Annotated in this window: 15 protein-coding genes; 5 read left to right on the top strand and 10 right to left on the bottom strand. The window is 41.6% G+C overall.

Features of this window, described 5'->3' with window-relative positions; translation table 11 throughout:
* Nucleotides 1-13: 13 nt before the first annotated feature.
* The 8 genes from EHS15_RS07205 to EHS15_RS07170 form a co-directional block, all read right to left on the bottom strand.
* Nucleotides 14-313 carry a DUF362 domain-containing protein gene (locus EHS15_RS07205; RefSeq protein ID WP_135759884.1) on the bottom strand — a complete coding sequence of 100 codons (300 nt, stop codon included), beginning with the start codon at nucleotides 311-313 and terminating at the stop codon, nucleotides 14-16.
* A gap of 59 nt (nucleotides 314-372) precedes the next feature.
* Complete coding sequence (ahcY, locus tag EHS15_RS07200) at nucleotides 373-1,683, bottom strand: adenosylhomocysteinase (RefSeq protein WP_135759883.1); 1,311 nt, start codon at nucleotides 1,681-1,683, stop codon at nucleotides 373-375.
* On the bottom strand, nucleotides 1,667-2,677 hold the full coding sequence (locus EHS15_RS07195) for an ArsR/SmtB family transcription factor (RefSeq protein WP_135759882.1): 1,011 nt from the start codon (nucleotides 2,675-2,677) through the stop codon (nucleotides 1,667-1,669). The genes ahcY and EHS15_RS07195 overlap by 17 nt, the downstream gene beginning before the upstream one ends.
* 61 nt (nucleotides 2,678-2,738) lie before the next feature.
* A complete protein-coding gene (locus tag EHS15_RS07190; protein ID WP_135759881.1) occupies nucleotides 2,739-3,263 on the bottom strand; it encodes an SRPBCC family protein in 525 nt (174 codons plus the stop codon).
* A 48-nt stretch (nucleotides 3,264-3,311) separates the two neighbouring features.
* Nucleotides 3,312-5,861, bottom strand: coding sequence for a methyl-accepting chemotaxis protein (locus EHS15_RS07185; protein ID WP_135759880.1), 2,550 nt, complete (start codon nucleotides 5,859-5,861; stop codon nucleotides 3,312-3,314).
* A gap of 111 nt (nucleotides 5,862-5,972) precedes the next feature.
* Complete coding sequence (locus EHS15_RS07180; protein WP_135759879.1) at nucleotides 5,973-8,525, bottom strand: methyl-accepting chemotaxis protein; 2,553 nt, start codon at nucleotides 8,523-8,525, stop codon at nucleotides 5,973-5,975.
* A 93-nt stretch (nucleotides 8,526-8,618) separates the two neighbouring features.
* Entirely contained in the window at nucleotides 8,619-9,746 is a 1,128-nt protein-coding gene (locus tag EHS15_RS07175; RefSeq protein ID WP_135759878.1) for an Lsa36 family surface (lipo)protein, read from the bottom strand.
* Nucleotides 9,747-9,803: 57 nt separating this feature from the next.
* The gene (locus EHS15_RS07170) at nucleotides 9,804-10,733 is read right to left on the bottom strand and encodes a DMT family transporter (RefSeq protein ID WP_135759877.1); all 930 of its coding nucleotides are present in this window, start codon (nucleotides 10,731-10,733) and stop codon (nucleotides 9,804-9,806) included.
* 44 nt (nucleotides 10,734-10,777) lie between these two features.
* Here EHS15_RS07170 and EHS15_RS07165 point away from each other — a divergent pair, with 44 nt between their 5' ends.
* A complete protein-coding gene (locus tag EHS15_RS07165) occupies nucleotides 10,778-11,065 on the top strand; it encodes a hypothetical protein (protein WP_135759876.1) in 288 nt (95 codons plus the stop codon).
* Between the two features lie 35 nt (nucleotides 11,066-11,100).
* Here the strand turns inward: EHS15_RS07165 and EHS15_RS07160 are convergent, their stop codons facing one another.
* Entirely contained in the window at nucleotides 11,101-11,379 is a 279-nt protein-coding gene (locus EHS15_RS07160) for a TIGR04454 family lipoprotein (protein WP_135759875.1), read from the bottom strand.
* A 67-nt stretch (nucleotides 11,380-11,446) separates the two neighbouring features.
* Between EHS15_RS07160 and EHS15_RS07155 the strand changes: the two genes are divergently transcribed.
* The 4 genes from EHS15_RS07155 (at nucleotide 11,447) to EHS15_RS07140 (ending at nucleotide 16,939) form a co-directional block, all read left to right on the top strand.
* Nucleotides 11,447-11,800 (top strand): VOC family protein, encoded by a 354-nt coding sequence (locus EHS15_RS07155; RefSeq protein ID WP_135759874.1) that lies wholly within the window; start codon nucleotides 11,447-11,449, stop codon nucleotides 11,798-11,800.
* A gap of 66 nt (nucleotides 11,801-11,866) precedes the next feature.
* On the top strand, nucleotides 11,867-13,927 hold the full coding sequence (locus tag EHS15_RS07150; RefSeq protein WP_135759873.1) for a methyl-accepting chemotaxis protein: 2,061 nt from the start codon (nucleotides 11,867-11,869) through the stop codon (nucleotides 13,925-13,927).
* Nucleotides 13,928-14,173: 246 nt separating this feature from the next.
* On the top strand, nucleotides 14,174-15,976 hold the full coding sequence (locus EHS15_RS07145) for a M61 family metallopeptidase (protein WP_246051930.1): 1,803 nt from the start codon (nucleotides 14,174-14,176) through the stop codon (nucleotides 15,974-15,976).
* Between the two features lie 6 nt (nucleotides 15,977-15,982).
* The gene (locus tag EHS15_RS07140) at nucleotides 15,983-16,939 is read left to right on the top strand and encodes a magnesium transporter CorA family protein (RefSeq protein ID WP_135759872.1); all 957 of its coding nucleotides are present in this window, start codon (nucleotides 15,983-15,985) and stop codon (nucleotides 16,937-16,939) included.
* A gap of 83 nt (nucleotides 16,940-17,022) precedes the next feature.
* On the opposite strand, the gene EHS15_RS07135 is transcribed toward EHS15_RS07140, so the two are convergent.
* Nucleotides 17,023-18,861, bottom strand: a complete 1,839-nt coding sequence (locus tag EHS15_RS07135; RefSeq protein ID WP_135759871.1) for a hypothetical protein — start codon at nucleotides 18,859-18,861, stop codon at nucleotides 17,023-17,025.
* Nucleotides 18,862-18,867 lie beyond the last annotated feature (6 nt).

Below are 18,867 nucleotides of genomic sequence, written 5' to 3'. Positions count from 1 at the left end.
TGAAATAAGATGGTTACTTGCTTGGATCAGAACATTTAGGTCCCTTGAGAGGGGGTTTTGTATTCACAATCACTGGATACTTGGTTGCTTCTTTCTGATTGATGGCGATCGACTCTTTAAATTTTTCAGGAACGTCATAATCGGGGAAAATAGCATCGATAGGACATTCGTATTGACATGCATTACAGTCAATACACGTATCCGGATCGATATAGAGAGTGTCCGGTGCCTCATGGAAAGCTTCCACAGGGCAAACAGCGGCACAGCTGGTGTATTTGCAATCGACACAAGCTTCTGTAACTACGTAGGCCATGAATTTCTCCTTAAAAGATAGGTGTCCCCGCCTGACATTTACCAGACGGGATTTATTTTTTAGTAACGATAGTGTTCCGGTTTGTATGGACCTTCGATCGGTACTGCAATGTATTCTGCTTGTTTCGCATTGAGTTTCGTCAGTCTTACACCTAACTGTTCCAAGTGAAGAGCAGCAACTTTCTCATCCAATTTTTTAGGAAGTCTGTAGACACCTATTTCGTATTTGTTGGTCCAAAGTTCGATTTGAGCCAATACTTGGTTTGTGAAAGAAGTTGACATTACGAAAGAAGGGTGACCTGTAGCACAACCTAAGTTTACCAATCTACCTTCTGCAAGAACGATGATCGATCTTCCGTTAGGGAAAGTATATTTGTCTACTTGAGGTTTGATTTCTTTTTTAGTTACGCCTTTTTCGGAGTTCAAACGAGACATTTGGATTTCAGTATCGAAGTGACCGATGTTACAAAGAATCGCTCCGTCTTTCATGCTCTTCATGTGTTCCAAAGTGATGATGTCGTCGTTTCCTGTTGCAGTCACAACTAAATCGGCATTTTCGATGATGTCTTCTACTCTAAGAACTTGATAACCTTCCATCACAGCCTGCAAAGCGCAGATAGGATCGATTTCAGTTACGATCACTCTAGCACCGAAGTTACGCAAAGAAGCGGCAGAGCCTTTTCCTACGTCTCCGTATCCGCAAACAAGAGCAACTTTACCGGCCAACATAACATCAGTTGCTCTTTTGATACCGTCTGCAAGAGACTCACGGCATCCGTAAAGGTTGTCGAATTTGGATTTTGTAACGGAATCGTTTACGTTGATGGCAGGAAGTTTCAATTCTCCCGTTTTCAATTTTTTATAAAGAGCGTTTACGCCTGTAGTTGTTTCTTCGGAAACACCTTTGATTTCTGCAAGAAATTGCGGGTATTTATCGTGAACGTAGTGAGTCAAATCTCCTCCGTCATCAAGGATCATGTTAGGTCCTTTATCTCCGAAGAAAACGGTTTGTTCTATACACCACCAGTATTCTTCTTCCGTTTCGCCTTTCCAAGCGAACACAGGAATTCCTGCTTTAGCGATCGCAGCCGCTGCATGATCTTGTGTTGAGAAGATATTGCAAGAAGACCAACGAATTTCGGCACCTAACTCGATCAATGTTTCGATAAGAACCGCAGTTTGGATGGTCATGTGCAATGAACCTGCGATACGTGCACCTTTCAAAGGTTTAGTTTTTCCGAATTCTTCACGAAGAGCCATTAGACCTGGCATTTCTTTTTCTGCCAAAATGATTTCTTCTCTTCCCCAATCCGCGAGAGAGATATCTTTCACTTTGTAAGGGAGATTTTGTGTGCTAGTTGCTGTGGACATTCAGTCCTCCTTTTTTCCTTGCTTTGATTGTTAAAATTTTGAAAACTGATTCGGTTTGAATTTCGCTTTGAGATTCGATCACAAAACCCGAGTTCGTCATCCAAGACTCGAGCAGATCGGGATCGAACCCCAACCATAAATCCGCAAAATTATCTCGCATCATTTCATGATTATGTTTTAATAAATCCACAAAACAGAAGACTCCGTTCGGTTTTAAAACCCGATGGATCTCTTCCAAAACTGCAGGTGGATGAGAAATATGATGCATCACCATAGACCCTACCACCGCTTCGCAGGCTTCATTTTCGATCGGGAGTGATTCCAATTGAGCCTGAATCAATTGAACACTCGGATTATTTCCGTAAACGGCCAAAGCGGTATCGATCATATTCGTAGAAGAATCGACACCTATCACTCGTTTGGCCTTCGGTAGGATGTAGGGAATTAATCCTCCCGGACCGCAGCCCAGATCCATAATCTGTTGACTATTAGATGGAAGTTGATCCAAAATCCAAGAGCGGTACAATTTAGGATTCAGAATCTCTTCCTGAAGGGATTCCCAATTCTCCGCCACTCTATCGAAAAAGCCCTTGGACTTTCTCTCCCGATTCTCCAAAATATAACTGACCATTTTCTGATCTTTTTCCCTTTCCGGTAGTTCTTCCTTATAAGAAAGAATGAGAGAAGTGAGTTCCGAAGGGAATGCCAAATTTTGAGATTCGTCAGAGAAGGAAACGGATTGAGGAAGATAGGAATAAACCAAAGAACCTTCTCTTCGGGAAGAAATCAAACCGGCATCGGTTAAAATCTTAAGATGTCTGGAAATACGAGATTGCCCCATCTCCAGAATATCCACCACTTCATTGACGGAGAAGGCTCCGAAACTCAGAATATGGAGGATACGCACCCTGGTTTCGTCTGAAACTGCCTTCAAAGCAGTCAAAACCTGCCTGGAATCGGCAAAATGGGGAGGACGAAGGGTGCTGAGGTTCATAAAAGAGATATCTAGATATCAAGAAATCTTGATATCTCTTTTCGGGCAACCGTTTTCTGAATTATTCTTCTGCGACTGCCTTCAATTTGGAGAGGCCTTTTTCGTAATCCGGCCCTAAAAGTGCATCGATCACTAGACCGAAATAACGATCAAAATAACTTTCCGCCTTTCCTCTGTAGTCCCAAGTAACTGCAACTCCACCTTTTCCGTCAGGTTTCAGATAAAATCCTGATTCCGCCTGCCCCATCTCCCCAAAATCCAGGTGTGCCTGAATTTCACTGAAAGGCAAGGATTTGGTGATGGTCATGGAACCCGCTTCTAATGTTTCACTTTCCCAATGATAAACAGCGCCTAATCCTGCTTTTTTCTCCCCGAAAGTAATTTTCATATCAGGATCTTGCGATCTCCAAGGAGACCAGAGCTGGGCTTTTTCCAAATCATTGATAAGGTCAAAAATTTTATCCTGAGGAGCGATGACTACGATTGTGCGGGAAAGAGTCATTTCTGTAGGCAGAAAAATACCGGCAGACAAGCATAAGACGATCAAGGCGGTCAGTCCGATCAGAAAGTATTTTAAGAACTTCATAAGCAGATTAGTGTTCTTCTTTTTTACGGACAGTCAAGAAATTATTTCTCAAGCTTTGACTTTGATTTTAAAGAAATTGATCTTCTTTTTCAAAGTCTCGGCTAGGTTGGCAATCCCGTTCGACGTGGCGGTCATCTCTTCCAGTCCGGCTGCGGTGGATTGAGTCAAATCGTTGATGCTGAAAATCGCCTGTGCCACCTCTCCGATCGCATTCTTCTGTTCTTCCATCGAAAGTTTGATCCCTTTACTGATCTGATTGACCTTCTCCACCTCATCACTCACTTTATTATTGATCACCAATTGTTCTTTCGTATTCGTTTCGATGGATTCCGTCATCTGATGGAAACTGTTCACTCCCTGGATGATTCTTTGAATCAAGGAGATAGTAGTTTCTATCGTTTCGGTTCCATTATTGATTTCTTTTTCGTTGGCCTGGATGAGTTCGTCTATGTCTTTGATCGATGTTGCCGTTTTATCCGCCAGCTTTCCGATTTCGTCGGCAACCACTGCAAAACCTCTTCCGTAAGTACCTGCTCTCGCAGCTTCTATGGCGGCATTTAACGCAAGCAAGTTGATTTGCTCGGAGATATTATTGATGATCTCGATCACGCTTCCTATCTCTTGGGAACTGTTGCTGATTTTGCTGATGCTGTTTCTCATGGAATCGAGTGAAGTTTGCCCTGATTTCGCTTCATCCGTGATATGTTTCACTTCGGATGAAGCTTTACCTACTTGAGCGTTCATTGATTCTATGATGCGGGACAATTCGGACATTTGTTTTTTCAGAAATTCCACTTTCTGGAATTGATTCTCCGCTTGACCGTCTACGTTCTGTACTGCGGCTGAGATTTCTTCGATGGATGCGGAAATTTCTTCCGCTGCCGCAGCTTGTGTTTGAGCATTGGAAGACAAATTATTCAAAGCGATGGACATCTCTTCTGCGGAAGCTGCCATATCGTCAGAAATCGCCTGATTGACGGAAACGACTTCCGCCACATGCCCGATCGTACGATTGAGCCCTTGGACCAGTTTTCCGAATTCGTCTGCGGATTCTAAAAACGCCTTTTCCCTTAAGTCTCCTTGATCCATTTTCCCTAACGCAAGTTCTATGGCACGGATGGGCTTAAAACGGATATAGAATAGAAAATACATAAAAAAAGCGATGACCAAAGCTCCCGTAATACTTAAGTACATCAGGTCATCCAAAGCATCGTAACATTCCTGTTCGATTTCATTCAAATCGATTGTGGAATAGAATTGAAATCCGTGTTTCTGGTTTGTTTTTTTACGGATGAGGAAAATGGAACCTTCCCAGTCGTTTTCTATAGAACCGTTCTCCCCCGCCTCATCGGCTCTTTTTTCAAAATCGGAATCGGATAAATCCATCATCAGATATTTAGGATTCGGATGCCAAACCATACGATTCGCTCGATCCATCATAAACGAATAACCAGTGTTACCGATTTTTACGCTTTTTAGAAGAGACTGCATCGCCTCTCCGATCAGAAAAGGGAACCCTACAATTCCTATGGTTTTTCCTTTCTCATCCAAAACGGGTGTGGAAATAAAGATCACTATCTTTTTGGTGACAGGAGAAATTTCGGCGACTCCGAAATGTGTTTTGCCTGCGAGGGCACTGGCCAAATTTTCTTTCAAAACAGGATTCGTAGACAATTTAAATCCCAATCCGTCCCGATTGACAGAGCCGGAAGCTACAATGGGATACCCCTCTTCCATACTCGCCACATAAGTGTTTTCCAAAAAACTGGAGGGGACTTCCAAAATCTTTCTTAAAGCAGGCGTCAGGCGGTCATATTTACCGGAAAGAATTGCTTCTTTGACCTCAGGCCTGGATGCGAATTCCTGAATATTAGATTCCACCGCATTGAACATAACGTCCATGGCCGCTTCGTTGCTGGAATTGAAGTTTCCTAATTGGTTCGAATATGCCTTCTCCAATGCGTTGGCATTGATCTTAAAAGATACCATCATATATACATCGCTTAACAATATGATAGCGATAGAAAACATGATCGGAATCGTTGTTCCCAATCTTCTGTAAAAAGGATCTTCCTTAGGTGTGAATTCCTTATCGAAGGCGCCTTCTCTCAATAAAAAATGTGAAGCGTTTTCCAAAAATACGTAGGAGGAAATCACATTCAAAAGTGCTAAAAAGATAAGTATGTTTTCCAAATAAAATGACTGGGTTTTTGTCGTATCTTCCAGCATATAAAAAGGAACTAATATGATGGCAGATGCCAAAATCCATTGCAAAGCCCCGGCAAAGGCGGAAATGAAAGGAAGTTTCGTCACTGTATTCCAAGCGAAAAGATAATCTTCGGGAGAAATGACTTCTCCCGATTCCTTTCTCACCAAATAGTTTTTGATCTGTTTGATTCTCTTGGGAACGATTAGAAAATTAATGATTTGGCTGGCTACGCTGGCAACCAATACGGAAATCAAAAAAGAGCTGAGTTGTTTGGGCCTAAGTTCCAATAAGAGATAAGTGATCGCAACACCAATGGGAACGATGAGTCCCAAAGAAAGCCCTTGCGAGGCAAAAAGAAGCTGCCGATTGTATCGTTTGAATAATTTCATGTCCAATGACCTGAGGTCAAATTGAACGATTCTGATTCGGCAGGCAACATTTAAAACCGAAAGAGAACCCCCGGAGTGAGAAGAGATTTCCCTGCTCCGGACGGACCCGGTTTATCTTTTAGGCAGAGAGACAGTATGATTCAATTTAAAGAAATTGATTTTTTTCTTCAAGGTCTCGGCTAGGTTGGCAATCCCGTTCGATGTGGCGGTCATCTCTTCCAGTCCGGCTGCGGTGGATTGAGTCAAATCGTTGATGCTGAAAATCGCCTGTGCCACCTCTCCGATCGCATTCTTTTGTTCTTCCATCGATAACTTAATTCCTCGACTGATCTGATTGACCTTCTCCACCTCATCACTCACTTTATTATTGATCACCAATTGTTCTTTCGTATTCGTTTCGATGGATTCCGTCATCTGATGGAAGCTGTTCACTCCCTGGATGATTCTTTGAATCAAGGAGATAGTAGTTTCTATCGTTTCGGTTCCATTATTGATTTCTTTTTCGTTGGCCTGGATGAGTTCGTCTATGTCTTTGATCGATGTTGCCGTTTTATCCGCCAGCTTTCCGATTTCGTCGGCAACCACTGCAAAACCTCTTCCGTAAGTACCTGCTCTTGCAGCTTCGATGGCGGCATTTAACGCAAGCAAGTTGATTTGCTCGGAGATATTATTGATGATCTCGATCACGCTTCCTATCTCTTGGGAACTGTTGCTGATTTTGCTGATGCTGTTTCTCATGGAATCGAGCGAAGTTTGCCCTGCTTTCGCTTCATCCGTAATATCTTTCACATCGGAAGAAGCTCGAACCGCTTGTTTGTTCATCGACTCTATGATATGAGAGAGTTCGGACATCTGTTTTTTCAGAAATTCCACTTTCTGGAATTGATTCTCCGCTTGACCGTCTACGTTCTGTACTGCGGCTGAGATTTCTTCGATGGATGCGGAAATTTCTTCCGCCGCCGCAGCTTGTGTTTGAGCATTTGCAGAAAGACTTCCCAAGGAAATGGACATTTCTTCTGCGGAAGAAGCAAGATCTTCCGAGAACAATTGATTGGAACCTACTACGTCTGAAATCTGATCAATGGTATCGTTCAGACCTTCCTGCATCTTTCCGAATTCATCCATCGCATCGATGTTCGCTTTGGTAGTAAGATCTCCTTTTTGCAGCCTACCGAGTATGGCTCCTACGGAATCCAAACCGGCCAACCTGGATCTCAAAATGAAAATAACGAATAAATTGATCAGTATGGAGCTGACCATAGAGATGATGCTTAGATTGATCAAAGAGCGGACAGCTACCTTTTCAATATCATCGACCCCTAGAGTTGTGGCGAAATAAAATTGGTAGTCTTCATTGTAACGAACTAACATACCTTTTGCGGCACCATCCCATTGGTAACGAATCAAAGTTTCAGGCTCTTTTTTGGCGATTTCTCCGCCTATGTCCACTTTGGAAAAATCAAACAAAGTGTATTTAGGGTTCGGATGCCAGATAGAAACCATATTGCGATCCAAAATAAAGGAATAACCGTTCACTCCCAATTTCAATTCGCCTACGGATTGTTTTACGTAGTCCCCAACTAAAAAAGGAAACCCTGCGATTGCGATGATTTTCCCGGACTCGGAAAAAATAGGAGCAGTCACCAAAACTACCGAACTTCCGTCCAAAGGAGAGGGAAAAGTAGGACTGAAATGGAGTTTTCCGCTTAATGCTTGTTTCACATTCTCATGAGAATCTTCGCGATCCAATCGAATCCCCAAACTCTGTCCGCTGGCAATTCCAGTCGCCACAACAGGATAAGGAGCTTCTGCGGAAGCAACAAATGCATTCTCATAAAACCCGGAAGGATCCGTATACACTCTCTCTAATTCGGAAGACATTTCTTTCCAATTTTTGGACTCGGCAAGTTTTTTGATTTTCGGGTTCTTCGTAAAATTCAAGATAGAGTCTTCTCTTGCTTTGAAAAAACGAGACACATGTACGGAATTGTTTAAGTTAATATTATAAAGTTGGTTTTTATAAGAAACATCGATTGCGGACTTCATGGAGTTGAAGCTGATAAGCACAAGACCGATCAACAACAATTGAAACAAAGAAGAAATCACGATAGGAAGGGAAGTTTTTAAACTTTGGTAGGAATGTTCCCCCTTATAGTCGTAAGGTGTATGAAAAACTCCTTCTTGAAAGAGGAATCGAGTATTGATGGTTGCGGAAATAAAAGAAATGAGAATGCTGAGTATCGCAACAAATAGAACGATCCCTGCGAAATTCAAAGTTTGAGAGACGGAAGTTTCTGAAGAAAGATAAAAAGGAATGGATGCAACGGATGAGGAAACAGTCCATCGGATAAATCCTATGAGAGCGACTCGTTTCGGAAGAGATGCCAGACGGTTTCTTGCGGCGCCATAAACTTCATGAGAGAAAGGTTCTTTTTTATCTCTCAAATCCAAATACAATTGAATCGGTTTTAATTGGATAGAAACTAAAATTTGAAGGATCTGAGCGACAATAAACGATGCAATCGCCCCTCCTATGATCGCCTTAAGTTGATTAGGTGTAGGATCGATAAAAGAAACCACAAACCAAAATGCAAAAGGAATCAGAAAGACTAAATTGATGATTTCGGTAGAGATGAAAAAACGTCTGGAAAAGGTTTTAAACATGGTGGTGATTCCACTTTCCGATCATTCCTAGTTCTCGGAAAGGGAATTTTGAGAAAACGAATTACGAATCCGTTTGATTTTTGTTTAGAATGTTTAAAAAGAGAGTTTTACTCCTACATTCCCTGAGTACAAGTCCTTACCACCGTAGATCACTTCTGTAACGACTTTTACTAGATAAATGTCCAATTCCAATCCTACGACTCCATAGCCGATTTTTCTTTTGGAACTTGCATTGCCGCTTACCGTCAGTCCCAAGACTCCCGATTGGGATTGGGAAAGAAGTGCAGGATCGATTTGGCTTTGGTATTCTCTGGGAATATCCACTATGTTTGCCAAACTTGTATTCACAAGCAGAGGCCCTGTTCTACTGAGCGAAATTTCACTGTCTCCAGAGTTCCAACTGTACCCACCACCTACGATTAGATTGGCGACCCAGAAAAGACCGATCCCTGTTCGAACGTCCACATTCGTGGTTCTCACTTTCGTATTATAATGGAAGTTAGTATCCCCGCCCCATTTCCCGGAAACACCTTTCATTTCGATCGTGGCGGCTTTTCCTTCCAGGTAACTGAGTGAGAATCTTTCATCCATAACATGGTGTCCCGCACCTATGTTGATCCCTTCCCAAGTGAAAAGGTTTTGTAAGAATCCCGTTTTTTCCACCAATTGGTAACGAAGCATCCCTCCGTAACTTTTAACAGTGATCCTTCCCTCATAATTCTTGTTATTCGAGAGAGATTCCAATTGGTTTTTGCTGACTGCAACATTCATTCCGTGCAAAAAGATTCCGAATCTTCTGGACCAATGTCTGTCGTCAAAACCAAGCAGCCAACCGGGATTGATATCCAAGGTGATGGAAGGAACGACGGATCCTCCCACGTTGGGAAGTTTGGGGAGTGTTAAATCCGTACCTGTGATTTGAATGTCGTCTTTTTTATAACCCGCTGCAGAAAGGCTGGCTCCGATTTGAATGCGTCTTACGGTTCCGGTTCCTATATTGCTGGCTCCGATGTTGGCAAGGAAGCCCGCTTCCGTATTTGTCTTCATCACTTCATTCAAATATTGAGTTTGAAATTTCGCATAAGTATCGTTGAAAGGACTAGTGATATTGGAAGGAAGATAGGAACAAACTCTACCTTCACAAGTAAATTGAGCAGAAAGCTCTTGGTTCGAAATGATAAACCCGAAAACAAAAAAGAGTGAAATGACAATCCGTTTCATATTTTCCACTACAGTATCCTCTACATTCGATCAACAATTGAAAGAATAATTTCTTTCCTAAACATCCTGGAGTTTTTCTTTTTTTCGAGAACTGATCCAAAATACACCGATTAGGACGAAAATCGTGCCAATTGTGTGGAATAATGTGATCTTTTCGTCCAAAAACCAGTAAGCAAGGAACAAAGTTGACATAGGTCCGACTGATCCGATGATCGCAGCTGCTTTAGAGCCAACTCTTTTGATTCCTTCCGAAACAAAAATCGCAGGTAGAACCGTGTTCACTGTCCCCATAAAAAAAGCTAAAAAATAAAAACCTAGCGGTTGTACTAATTCTTCCCAGTTTCCTAAAATCAAAAAATGAAGGAAGACCGCTACGGAAGAAATGGCCAAAGCCCAAGCAGTGTATCTTTTAGCACCTAACTTAGGAATGAGGGAACCGCTTCCCATCAAATAAATCGCATAGGTCAAAGCAGAGAGCAAAATATAAAACCCTCCTAAAGCCACATTTTCAGTGTTAGATGATTTCATATCCTGACTGAAGGCGATTCCCACGCCAGTATAAGTCAGAAGAAGAGAAAACACTTCCGTTGCATAAATTTTCTTTTTCAAAAAGAGGAAGGAAAGAATTACCACAAGGGTAGGATAAATAAACAGGATGATCCTTTCTAATCCTGCGGAGATGTATTGCAGACCCACGAAATCGAAAAGGCTCGCCAGATAATAACCCACCACTCCCATCAAAATGACGGAAAACCATTCCTTACGAGACAAAGAAGAAGGGCCCTCTTTTTTCCCTTCGGAATAGGCCATCCAAACCAAAAAAGGAAAGGCGAAAAGCATTCGGAAGAAAAGAGAAGTGAGCGCCCCCAAAGGGTATTGGTAGGTCAATTTAACCACCACCGCTTTTGCGGAAAAAAGAAGAGCTCCCACCAAAACCAAAGCTGCCCCGGTCCATTCTTTTTCACTTCCTTGGAAGAATCGTTTCATTCTTCCATCCTGGAAATGCGCAAATTCCCCGATACTTAATTTGAATGAAAGCTGCACTTCTGTTTTCGGTTTTGTTGTTTCTAAACGGTTCGATCCTGATCGCAACGGAAAAAGAAATTTCCAAACCTCTTCTTAGAGTTTGGCCTGCATTTCGTCCGGAAGAATGTGAAGATTGGGCGATTTTACCTTTCCTATGCAAAAGATGTTTGGCACAGGGAAAACAATATGCACAGAAGATCTTCTTTTACGAAGACGGTCCGTATCGATTGCATGGATGTTATTTGGAACCGGAAGGATTTATGTTGGAAGAGGAAGGATGGGAGAAAAAGTGACCTAGCTTCCTAGGCCACTTTCGGCAAAGATCGGATTATTTGCGAACGCAACCCATAATGCCTGTTAGACCAGGAGCATTTTTAATGCAATTCGGGTCAAATTTACCTTCCATGCACTGCTCCACCATTTTTACTTTTCCTTGTTGCAAACCTGCGATAAGAGGTGCTGCTTGAGGGTTCTTTTTTGCTTCTTCTTCGATTGCAACGAAAGCGGAAGAAAGAGCTGCATCGCATTCTTCTTGGGTATAAACCTTGGATTTACAGTTGGTAAGAGACAAGCCCAAAAAGAGAGCGAGAACGAGTAATTTTTTCATGAAAAACTCCGAGGGATGGTATTTTCTTGATACAATCTCCCGAAGAAAGGGATTTGAAAACAAAAAAATGATACATCATATTGCCATCGGCACCGATTCGGTCCGTTTCGTTTCCCAATTCTACCTCCAAATCCCCGGTTGCCGCCTGGAAAGAGAAAATAAGGAGGAAACAGGAGAATCTCTTCGCTCCGTTTGGATCCGGTCGGAAGATATTTTACTTATGATCGAATCGGGAGAAAAAGAAGCCCCGAAGGCGCTTGTGTTCACCTTTCAGGAAAAAGATCGTCCCGATTGGGAAGTTTTTTTCCAAACGGTAAGAATCGAACGAAGGACCGATTATACTCTTTACTTCAGAGATCCGGACGGAAATTTACTGGGATTGAGTCATTTCCCTGATCGAATTTTCTGGAAGGAAGTATAGAAATTTCTTGAGATTTTCGAGAAAAAATTTATTCTATTCTGACTTTTCCCTTTAGTTTATATATTTATGACCATTAAACAGAAGTTAGCCTTAGGCACATCTATTTTCACTCTGCTGACCCTCGGCATCATCCTAACTACGATTTCTTTCGTCATTTACCGCAATGCCAAATCGGAAGCGATAGAAACTCTCACAATCATCTCAGAAAAGATGAGTTTGGAAGCGGGCGCCTATCTTTCCGGTCCTTTGAACGAAGCCTATATCATGAAAAAACTTTTGGAAGAAGGAAGCATTTTGGATCGGTCTGAAGTTCTTAAAGTTCTCAACGTGCTCACCGCTTCCAATGATTCCATTCTGGGAACTTACGTAATCTTCGAGCCGAACGCATTTGACGGACAAGATGCACGCTTCAAGAACACTCTCTATCACGACAGGACGGGAAGACTTATTCCCTATTCCGTCAAATCGGGAGATAAAATCATCATAGAACCTGTGGTCGGTTACGAGGAAGAAAGTGCTGAATTTTATTTCCTTCCTAAAAAAAGTCAAAGCCTGGAGCTTCTTCCTCCTTTTAGCTATAAAATAGACGGAAAAGATGTGATGATGGTTTCTTTAGTTTATCCTGTGTTAAAGGGAAATAAATTCATAGGGATTTCAGGAGCTGACATCTCTCTGGAAACCATTCAGGCTTATTTCAAAACCATTCGTCTGTTCGAAGGACAGGGAAAAATCACATTCGTTGCCAGCAACGGAATCGTTCTTTTCGACGGATTTCATCCGGAAGAAGGAGCGGTGGAATGGAAAAACGAATTAGATCCTAACGTAAATCAGGCGATGTTAGAGGATCAAAAACGAATCTATATCGAAGGAGATTATCTCCACATCAGCACTCCCATTCGTTTGGTTGCGGGAGTCAAACCTTGGACCATCCGCATTTCTTATCCTTTAGGTCTCATCACAAAAGAGATCGAATTCATTTTCTGGCTTTCCTTGTTCTTAGGTTCCGCAGGGATTTTTATCTGCGTTGTCGCCAATTATATGATCTTCCACAGATTTGTGGACATCCGTCTCCAAGACCTTCTTCGTTTCGCAGATAAAGCAAGTAAAGGAGACCTCACGACTCACCTAACGGAAAATAGAAACGATGAGATGGGAAGACTCGTCCGATCCGTAGGTATCATGACGGATAATATCCGACAAATCCTCACTGTAGCGCAAACTTCCGGAGGAGATCTTTCCGGAACCACGAAACAAATGGAAAATTCGATTCTGGAACTTTCCGATTTGGCTCAATCCCAAGCAGCTTCTTCGGAAGAGGCCAGCGCCACAGTAGAAGAATTAAACGCTTCCAGCGAAACCATCAACGGAAACGTAAAACAGGCCGTGGAAAATACGAAATCGATTCATATCTCTCTTGTCAAAATCCAAGATTTAGTGCAAAACATCACAGGAGAAGTTGAGGCGTTCGGAAACATTGCGGTTGGTGCCAACCAAAAGGCGGAGGAAGGAAAAAACATGGCTTCTCTCACTTCCCAAGCCATCGAGGAAATCCAGGAAAAATCGCAAACAATTACTGAATTTTCCGAAGTCATTTCCAGCATATCCGAAAAAACCAGCTTACTTGCATTAAATGCTGCCATCGAAGCGGCAAGAGCGGGAGAATCAGGAAGAGGATTCGCAGTCGTTGCGGAAGAAATTTCCAAATTGGCTTCTCAAGCGGCAGAATCGGTCTCGCAGATCAACCATCTTTCCGCAGGTGCTCTCGAATCCATCGATAGAGGGGGCGCTCAAGTTCAGAAATTAATTTCAGTATTAAGAGAGATCACTCAGGAAGTTTCGGTGATTTTCGAAAAGGCGAAAAACATCATTCCTATGATCCAAGATCAAAAATCCAAAACGAATCAGATCTATTCTGAGATCGAAGAAATTTCCGCTTTAGTCCAAGCAATACAACAATCTACGGAAGAACAGAAAAGAGCTACGGATGAATTGGCGAATATGACTGTGAACATCTCGAACGGTTCTCAGATTTTGTCCGATCAAGCGGCGATGATGACTGAAAATTCAAATCGCATGACAGGCATTAGCTCGAAGCTGGGGAATGTTCTCCAGAAGTTCAAACTTTAGAAGAAGGAGAAATCTTTCCAAGCGACTGCGATTTGCCCGAAAGAGACCAACTTTCGGAACTTGGAAAGATTGTGACTGGTCGGTTTTGCAACGAATGCTGTTAGGCTTTTATTGCCCAGCCACCTCGCGGGTCAAAATTCCTTTGTTGTAACAACTACTATCCAAATGGACCACCTCCTTTGCTTATACCTTAGCTAACCTTTTCTAGTACTCTGAGAAATCCATGTCAAGAAAACATTTGGCAAATTGGGAAAAATAAACAAAACTAGTGAATTGATGGGTAAGGAAAAAGAAACAAACAGAATTCCAACGGAAGAAAAAAAACAGTCTATACCGACTTGCTCCTTTACGGTTGGAATTCAAGATCTCAATAAACATTATTTCAAAGTCAGACTGCAAATGGAGACGGATGCGGAAGAAACTGTTTTAGCACTTCCCGCTTGGACTCCCGGCTCTTATATGATTCGGGACTACTCCACTCATCTACATAAATTTATTTCCTATAACCCGCTCACTCAAGAGGAAGTCAAATCGGAACAAATCGATCTGAACCGATGGAAAGTCAAAAACAATAAACAGGCATTTGTTGCCGAATATATTATTTATGCTTTCGAGGATTATTCCGTTCGAACCAATTATTTGGACTCCGAATTCGGTTTTATCAATCCTTCCGCACTGTTTTTGTATCCGGAAGGAAATCTGCAAACCGCCGTTTCCGTTCGATTTGAAACGGAAAATACTTTCGCAAATACATTCACTTCTTTGAGAAAGGAAGGTCCCCATCATTATCTGGCGGAAGATTTCGACGAATTGTACGATTCCCCGTTTCATTTGACAAACCAAACATCGATTCGATTCCGCTCCGATCAATGCGAACATGAACTTTTGATCGAAGGCAATGTCCCCTATTCTTTTAAGGAAAAACTCGCTTCCGATCTGCAGAAGATCACTTCCAAACAAATCGAATGGATGGAATCCTGCCCGAATTCTTATTATCTTTTTGTATTGAATTTGAGCCAACCCGCCTACGGCGGGTTGGAACACAAAGCGTCCAGCATCAACTTTTTCAGTCCCGATCAGATTCATGAAGATGAAGATTACAAAAGACTTTTGGAACTTTTATCACACGAATATTTTCATCTTTGGAATGTAAAAAGAATCCGTCCTGTCGCACTCGGCCCCTTCGACTATCAATCTCCCAACCTAACAAAAGAACTATGGATTGCGGAAGGAGTGACCAGTTTTTACGATATCCATTTCTTATATCTTGCGGGTTTTCTCACAAAAGAAGAATACCTCTCCCGCATTCAGAACGACGTATTGTCCTTGGATGATACGAATGCGGAAGATTGGATGAGTTTGGAAGAATCTTCCTTTACCGCTTGGACTAAATATTACAAAAGAAACGGGAACAGCCACAATATTAATGTGTCTTATTATACGAAAGGAGCCGCTTTGGTTTTGTGTATGGTGATCTTCCTTCTCAAGGAAACGAACGGAACCAAATCCTTCCGAGACATCATGCTTCTATTGTACAAAAGATATTATCTGGAGAAACAAAGAGGGTTCACAAAACAAGAGTTCTTCGATACTGCAAAAGAAGCCACAGGGGTCGATTTAAAAAAGGAATTCGACGGCCTTTTAACGACCGCAAAACGAATCCCTATAGAAGAATATCTGAAATGGATCGGGCTGCAAAAGATAGAATCGGAATGGGTGGCGGATCTAAGATTCAAAACCAAAGATAAAAACGGAAATCTGTTCGTCCAAAAAATCTCCCACAAAGACGATGGGATCGTCCCCGATCTCCAATTGGAAGATGAAATCGTAGCCATCAACGGAAAGAGAATGAATTCCTCCCTTCTCCAAAAGCTGGAAAAACAACTTCAGCCTAAGGAAAAAATCCATGTTTTGTTGTCCAGATACGGCAGGATGAAAGAAATTATTTTGGAAGTTGCAGGAGCTTATAAGAACAGAAAATTGGGATATATAGAAATCATCCCTCAGGAAGTAAAAGAAATCCAAAATCAATTTTTCAAAAAAGACTGAAAGAAAATGGCAAGTATATTCAATTACATACTCACTCCCAATTCGAAAGAAGAGATCGTTTGCGATAAACCATTGCCTACTTCGAAGCAGGGGAAACAATGGATTCATATAACGGCCGAAAACGAAGAGCAACTTACTTTTTTACTTCAAAAACACAATGTGCATCCGTTGACCATCGAAGACATACTGAATCCCAACGGAAGGATCAAATTGGAAAAGTTTCCCAATTATATATTCTTCACTTTCAAAGGATACCAATTCGATAAAAACCAATTACTCTCCCGCAATTTTAATTTCATCCTCACTACAAATCAGATTATTTCCATCACCTTGGATTACAGGGAAACCATTGCGGATCTCATCGAACAATGGAAAATACATAACAAACTTCTTGCCAGAGGATACGAATTCATCGTTCATAAAATTCTGGACGTAGAGACCGATCACACCCTAGCCATTGCACAAAAACTGGAAGAACGAATCGAACATTTCGAGAATCAAATCTTCAATCATGCGAATCGCTTAGATATAACGAATGTTTATAACCTAAGAGGTTATCTCCAAAATATGAAAAAAGGGATCAATCAGAATAAAGAGGTTTTGGAGGATGTGGAAAAAATCAAAAGTTCCTTTTTCAGCGACGATGCGGATGCTTTTTTTCGAGACGTTCGAGACCATTCCATTCGCATCTTGGAACTTGTAGACAGCAATATCGAATCGATCTCTTCCGCACTAGAAGCTCACGTTGCCTTATCCAGCAGAAAAACAAATGAAATCATGAAGATACTCACAATTATGACGGCTATTATGCTGCCAATGTCCTTGATTGCAGGTATATTCGGGATGAATTTCAAACATATCCCCACTCTGGATTGGGAATATGGGTATCATTTCACATTAGGAGTCATGTTCGCCACAGGAGTGATCATGATGTTGTATTTCAGATTGAAAAGATGGTTTTAACGCTGAACACTAATTAGTGTTTAATGGAATCGCAAAGAGTCTGCTTTTGGGATGGCCCCTGCTCCGCCAAAAGACAGACTTAGTTAAATCTTCGAATGAATTGTATTTCTGATCTCTAGCAATCTAGGGACAAGATTCTCTGCGATCGGATCTTCTCCCCGAATCCATCTGTTCAAAGAATCTTTGAGTCGCTTGTTTTTGAACTCGAACTCGGGAGCATCGGGAAAAGAAAGTATCGAGTCATCCGCCAAAGGTTTATTAGGAAATTTGTGGAACGCGAAATCGGGAATCATCTTTTCTAAAACTTCCAGAGTAAAAATAGGATAATTGGCTTGGATCCATTCCACGGTAGGAACGGTTCCTTTGATAAAAAAAGCCTCTTCCAATGCCTGTACGAGCACCCTTTTATTTTGGATTTTTTTATCTTTTTCTATCTTTTCCTCTTTCTCTTTGATTTTTTTACGAATCGCATTTTCTTTTCTTTTTTCGTATAAGAACTGTCGATCCATTTGAGAATAAACAAGGATCGATTTTGCCTTCGCATAACCGCTATTTACCAGAGGAGTGATCCCTAAAAAGTAGAAAAGTTTATAAAACCAAGGGATATATTTGAAATAAACTGCTTGTAGGTTTCTACCGTAAAGTTTCAGAAACTCTTCGTCTTTGAATACGGATTTAATTTCTGATTCATTCGCTTCGACGATTGCTTTTAAATAAAGAATGTGTTCGGTGGTAAATCTATAATTCTCATAGATCAAAGAATTGATTTCCTTGATGCTGGAAACCAGTTTCAAAGTGAAAATCGCCATCTTTGCATCCGCATCATGCCACTCAGCAGAAAGCACTTTTGGATTTTTACGAAGTTGGTCGATGATCACCATATCGTTTTTGCTGTCTTTTTCCAGGTTGATCCTAAGAAGTCTGGAGTCGAAGTCGAACGAACTTTCCAACATCGTCAAATAAACACGCAGAAGTTTATCTAATTCCACCTTCTTATCAGATTCGTAAGTTTTAAAAGCGACATCACATAACTTACGTATTACTTTTACGATACGATAATAACCTTTTTCCTTCAGAATGGGTTCGTATGCGAGATAGATATCCATTCTTTTTCGGATGAGCTCGATTTCGTTTATATCGGAAGAAGACAAAGTTTCCTTTATTTCAAGGTTCATCTCTTCGATCCGATCTCTCAATCCCATATCGAAAGACTTAGCCAAAGGTTCGATTTTTGCTACGAACAATTCGTATGCGATGTTAAGGAAATTCTGAGCCTGATTGTCAAGTAACGAATAAATTCCAATATGGGGAATCACTACCAATTTGACTTCGGAGTCTAACTCTTCTATGATGAGTTCTTTGCCTTTGCGAAGCATGGTTAAAGACGGAGGATAAGGAAACGATTTAGGATCGAGTAAGGAATCGATTTCGTCCCCTTCCGTAAAATTTTCCATAAAATGAGGGTCGGATATCTTAAGAAGGATCGATCTCCACGCTTCATCATTTAATGTTCGTTTGTCTGTTGCGAATTTTTTGACCGCATCGGAAGACCTCTTCAAAAGTCTATGGAATGCGTCTTCCATCGTAGGGATGCCTTCCGGTACGGAGACAACGAAAGGGATGAAATCCAACTGGCTCGTAGTTAGGTTGTATCTGATCTCGAAGAGTTGGGTGGCGATTCCGTAATCGATGATCTGCCAAAGATGCTCCAAGGCGACTTCCATGGAAATTTTTAATTTCTCGAACGCACTTTCCGTAGGCTGAAACAATCCTCCGTGTTCGAAATTCTCCCTGGTACTGTGGGCTTCGACCGCCTTCATGATGGACAAAGCTTCCTTTTGCAGGATGATTCCGGAGGCGCGTCCGATCATCTCCTTAGTCGTAATTGTGAGAAAGGCATCTTTAGGAGGATGTAATCTCATAAATGT

It is taken from the genome of Leptospira idonii (genome assembly GCF_004770995.1).
In the GTDB taxonomy this organism is placed as follows: Bacteria; Spirochaetota; Leptospiria; order Leptospirales; family Leptospiraceae; genus Leptospira_A; species Leptospira_A idonii.
This window is presented reverse-complemented; position numbering and strand designations above follow the sequence as displayed.

Coding starts and splice junctions, on each gene's coding strand:
- EHS15_RS07205 (WP_135759884.1), bottom strand. CDS start 313: ATGGCCTACGTAGTTACAGAAGCTTGTGTCGATTGCAAATACACCAGC.
- ahcY (WP_135759883.1), bottom strand. CDS start 1,683: ATGTCCACAGCAACTAGCACACAAAATCTCCCTTACAAAGTGAAAGAT.
- EHS15_RS07195 (WP_135759882.1), bottom strand. CDS start 2,677: ATGAACCTCAGCACCCTTCGTCCTCCCCATTTTGCCGATTCCAGGCAG.
- EHS15_RS07190 (WP_135759881.1), bottom strand. CDS start 3,263: ATGAAGTTCTTAAAATACTTTCTGATCGGACTGACCGCCTTGATCGTC.
- EHS15_RS07185 (WP_135759880.1), bottom strand. CDS start 5,861: ATGAAATTATTCAAACGATACAATCGGCAGCTTCTTTTTGCCTCGCAA.
- EHS15_RS07180 (WP_135759879.1), bottom strand. CDS start 8,525: ATGTTTAAAACCTTTTCCAGACGTTTTTTCATCTCTACCGAAATCATC.
- EHS15_RS07175 (WP_135759878.1), bottom strand. CDS start 9,746: ATGAAACGGATTGTCATTTCACTCTTTTTTGTTTTCGGGTTTATCATT.
- EHS15_RS07170 (WP_135759877.1), bottom strand. CDS start 10,733: ATGAAACGATTCTTCCAAGGAAGTGAAAAAGAATGGACCGGGGCAGCT.
- EHS15_RS07165 (WP_135759876.1), top strand. CDS start 10,778: ATGAAAGCTGCACTTCTGTTTTCGGTTTTGTTGTTTCTAAACGGTTCG.
- EHS15_RS07160 (WP_135759875.1), bottom strand. CDS start 11,379: ATGAAAAAATTACTCGTTCTCGCTCTCTTTTTGGGCTTGTCTCTTACC.
- EHS15_RS07155 (WP_135759874.1), top strand. CDS start 11,447: ATGATACATCATATTGCCATCGGCACCGATTCGGTCCGTTTCGTTTCC.
- EHS15_RS07150 (WP_135759873.1), top strand. CDS start 11,867: ATGACCATTAAACAGAAGTTAGCCTTAGGCACATCTATTTTCACTCTG.
- EHS15_RS07140 (WP_135759872.1), top strand. CDS start 15,983: ATGGCAAGTATATTCAATTACATACTCACTCCCAATTCGAAAGAAGAG.
- EHS15_RS07135 (WP_135759871.1), bottom strand. CDS start 18,861: ATGAGATTACATCCTCCTAAAGATGCCTTTCTCACAATTACGACTAAG.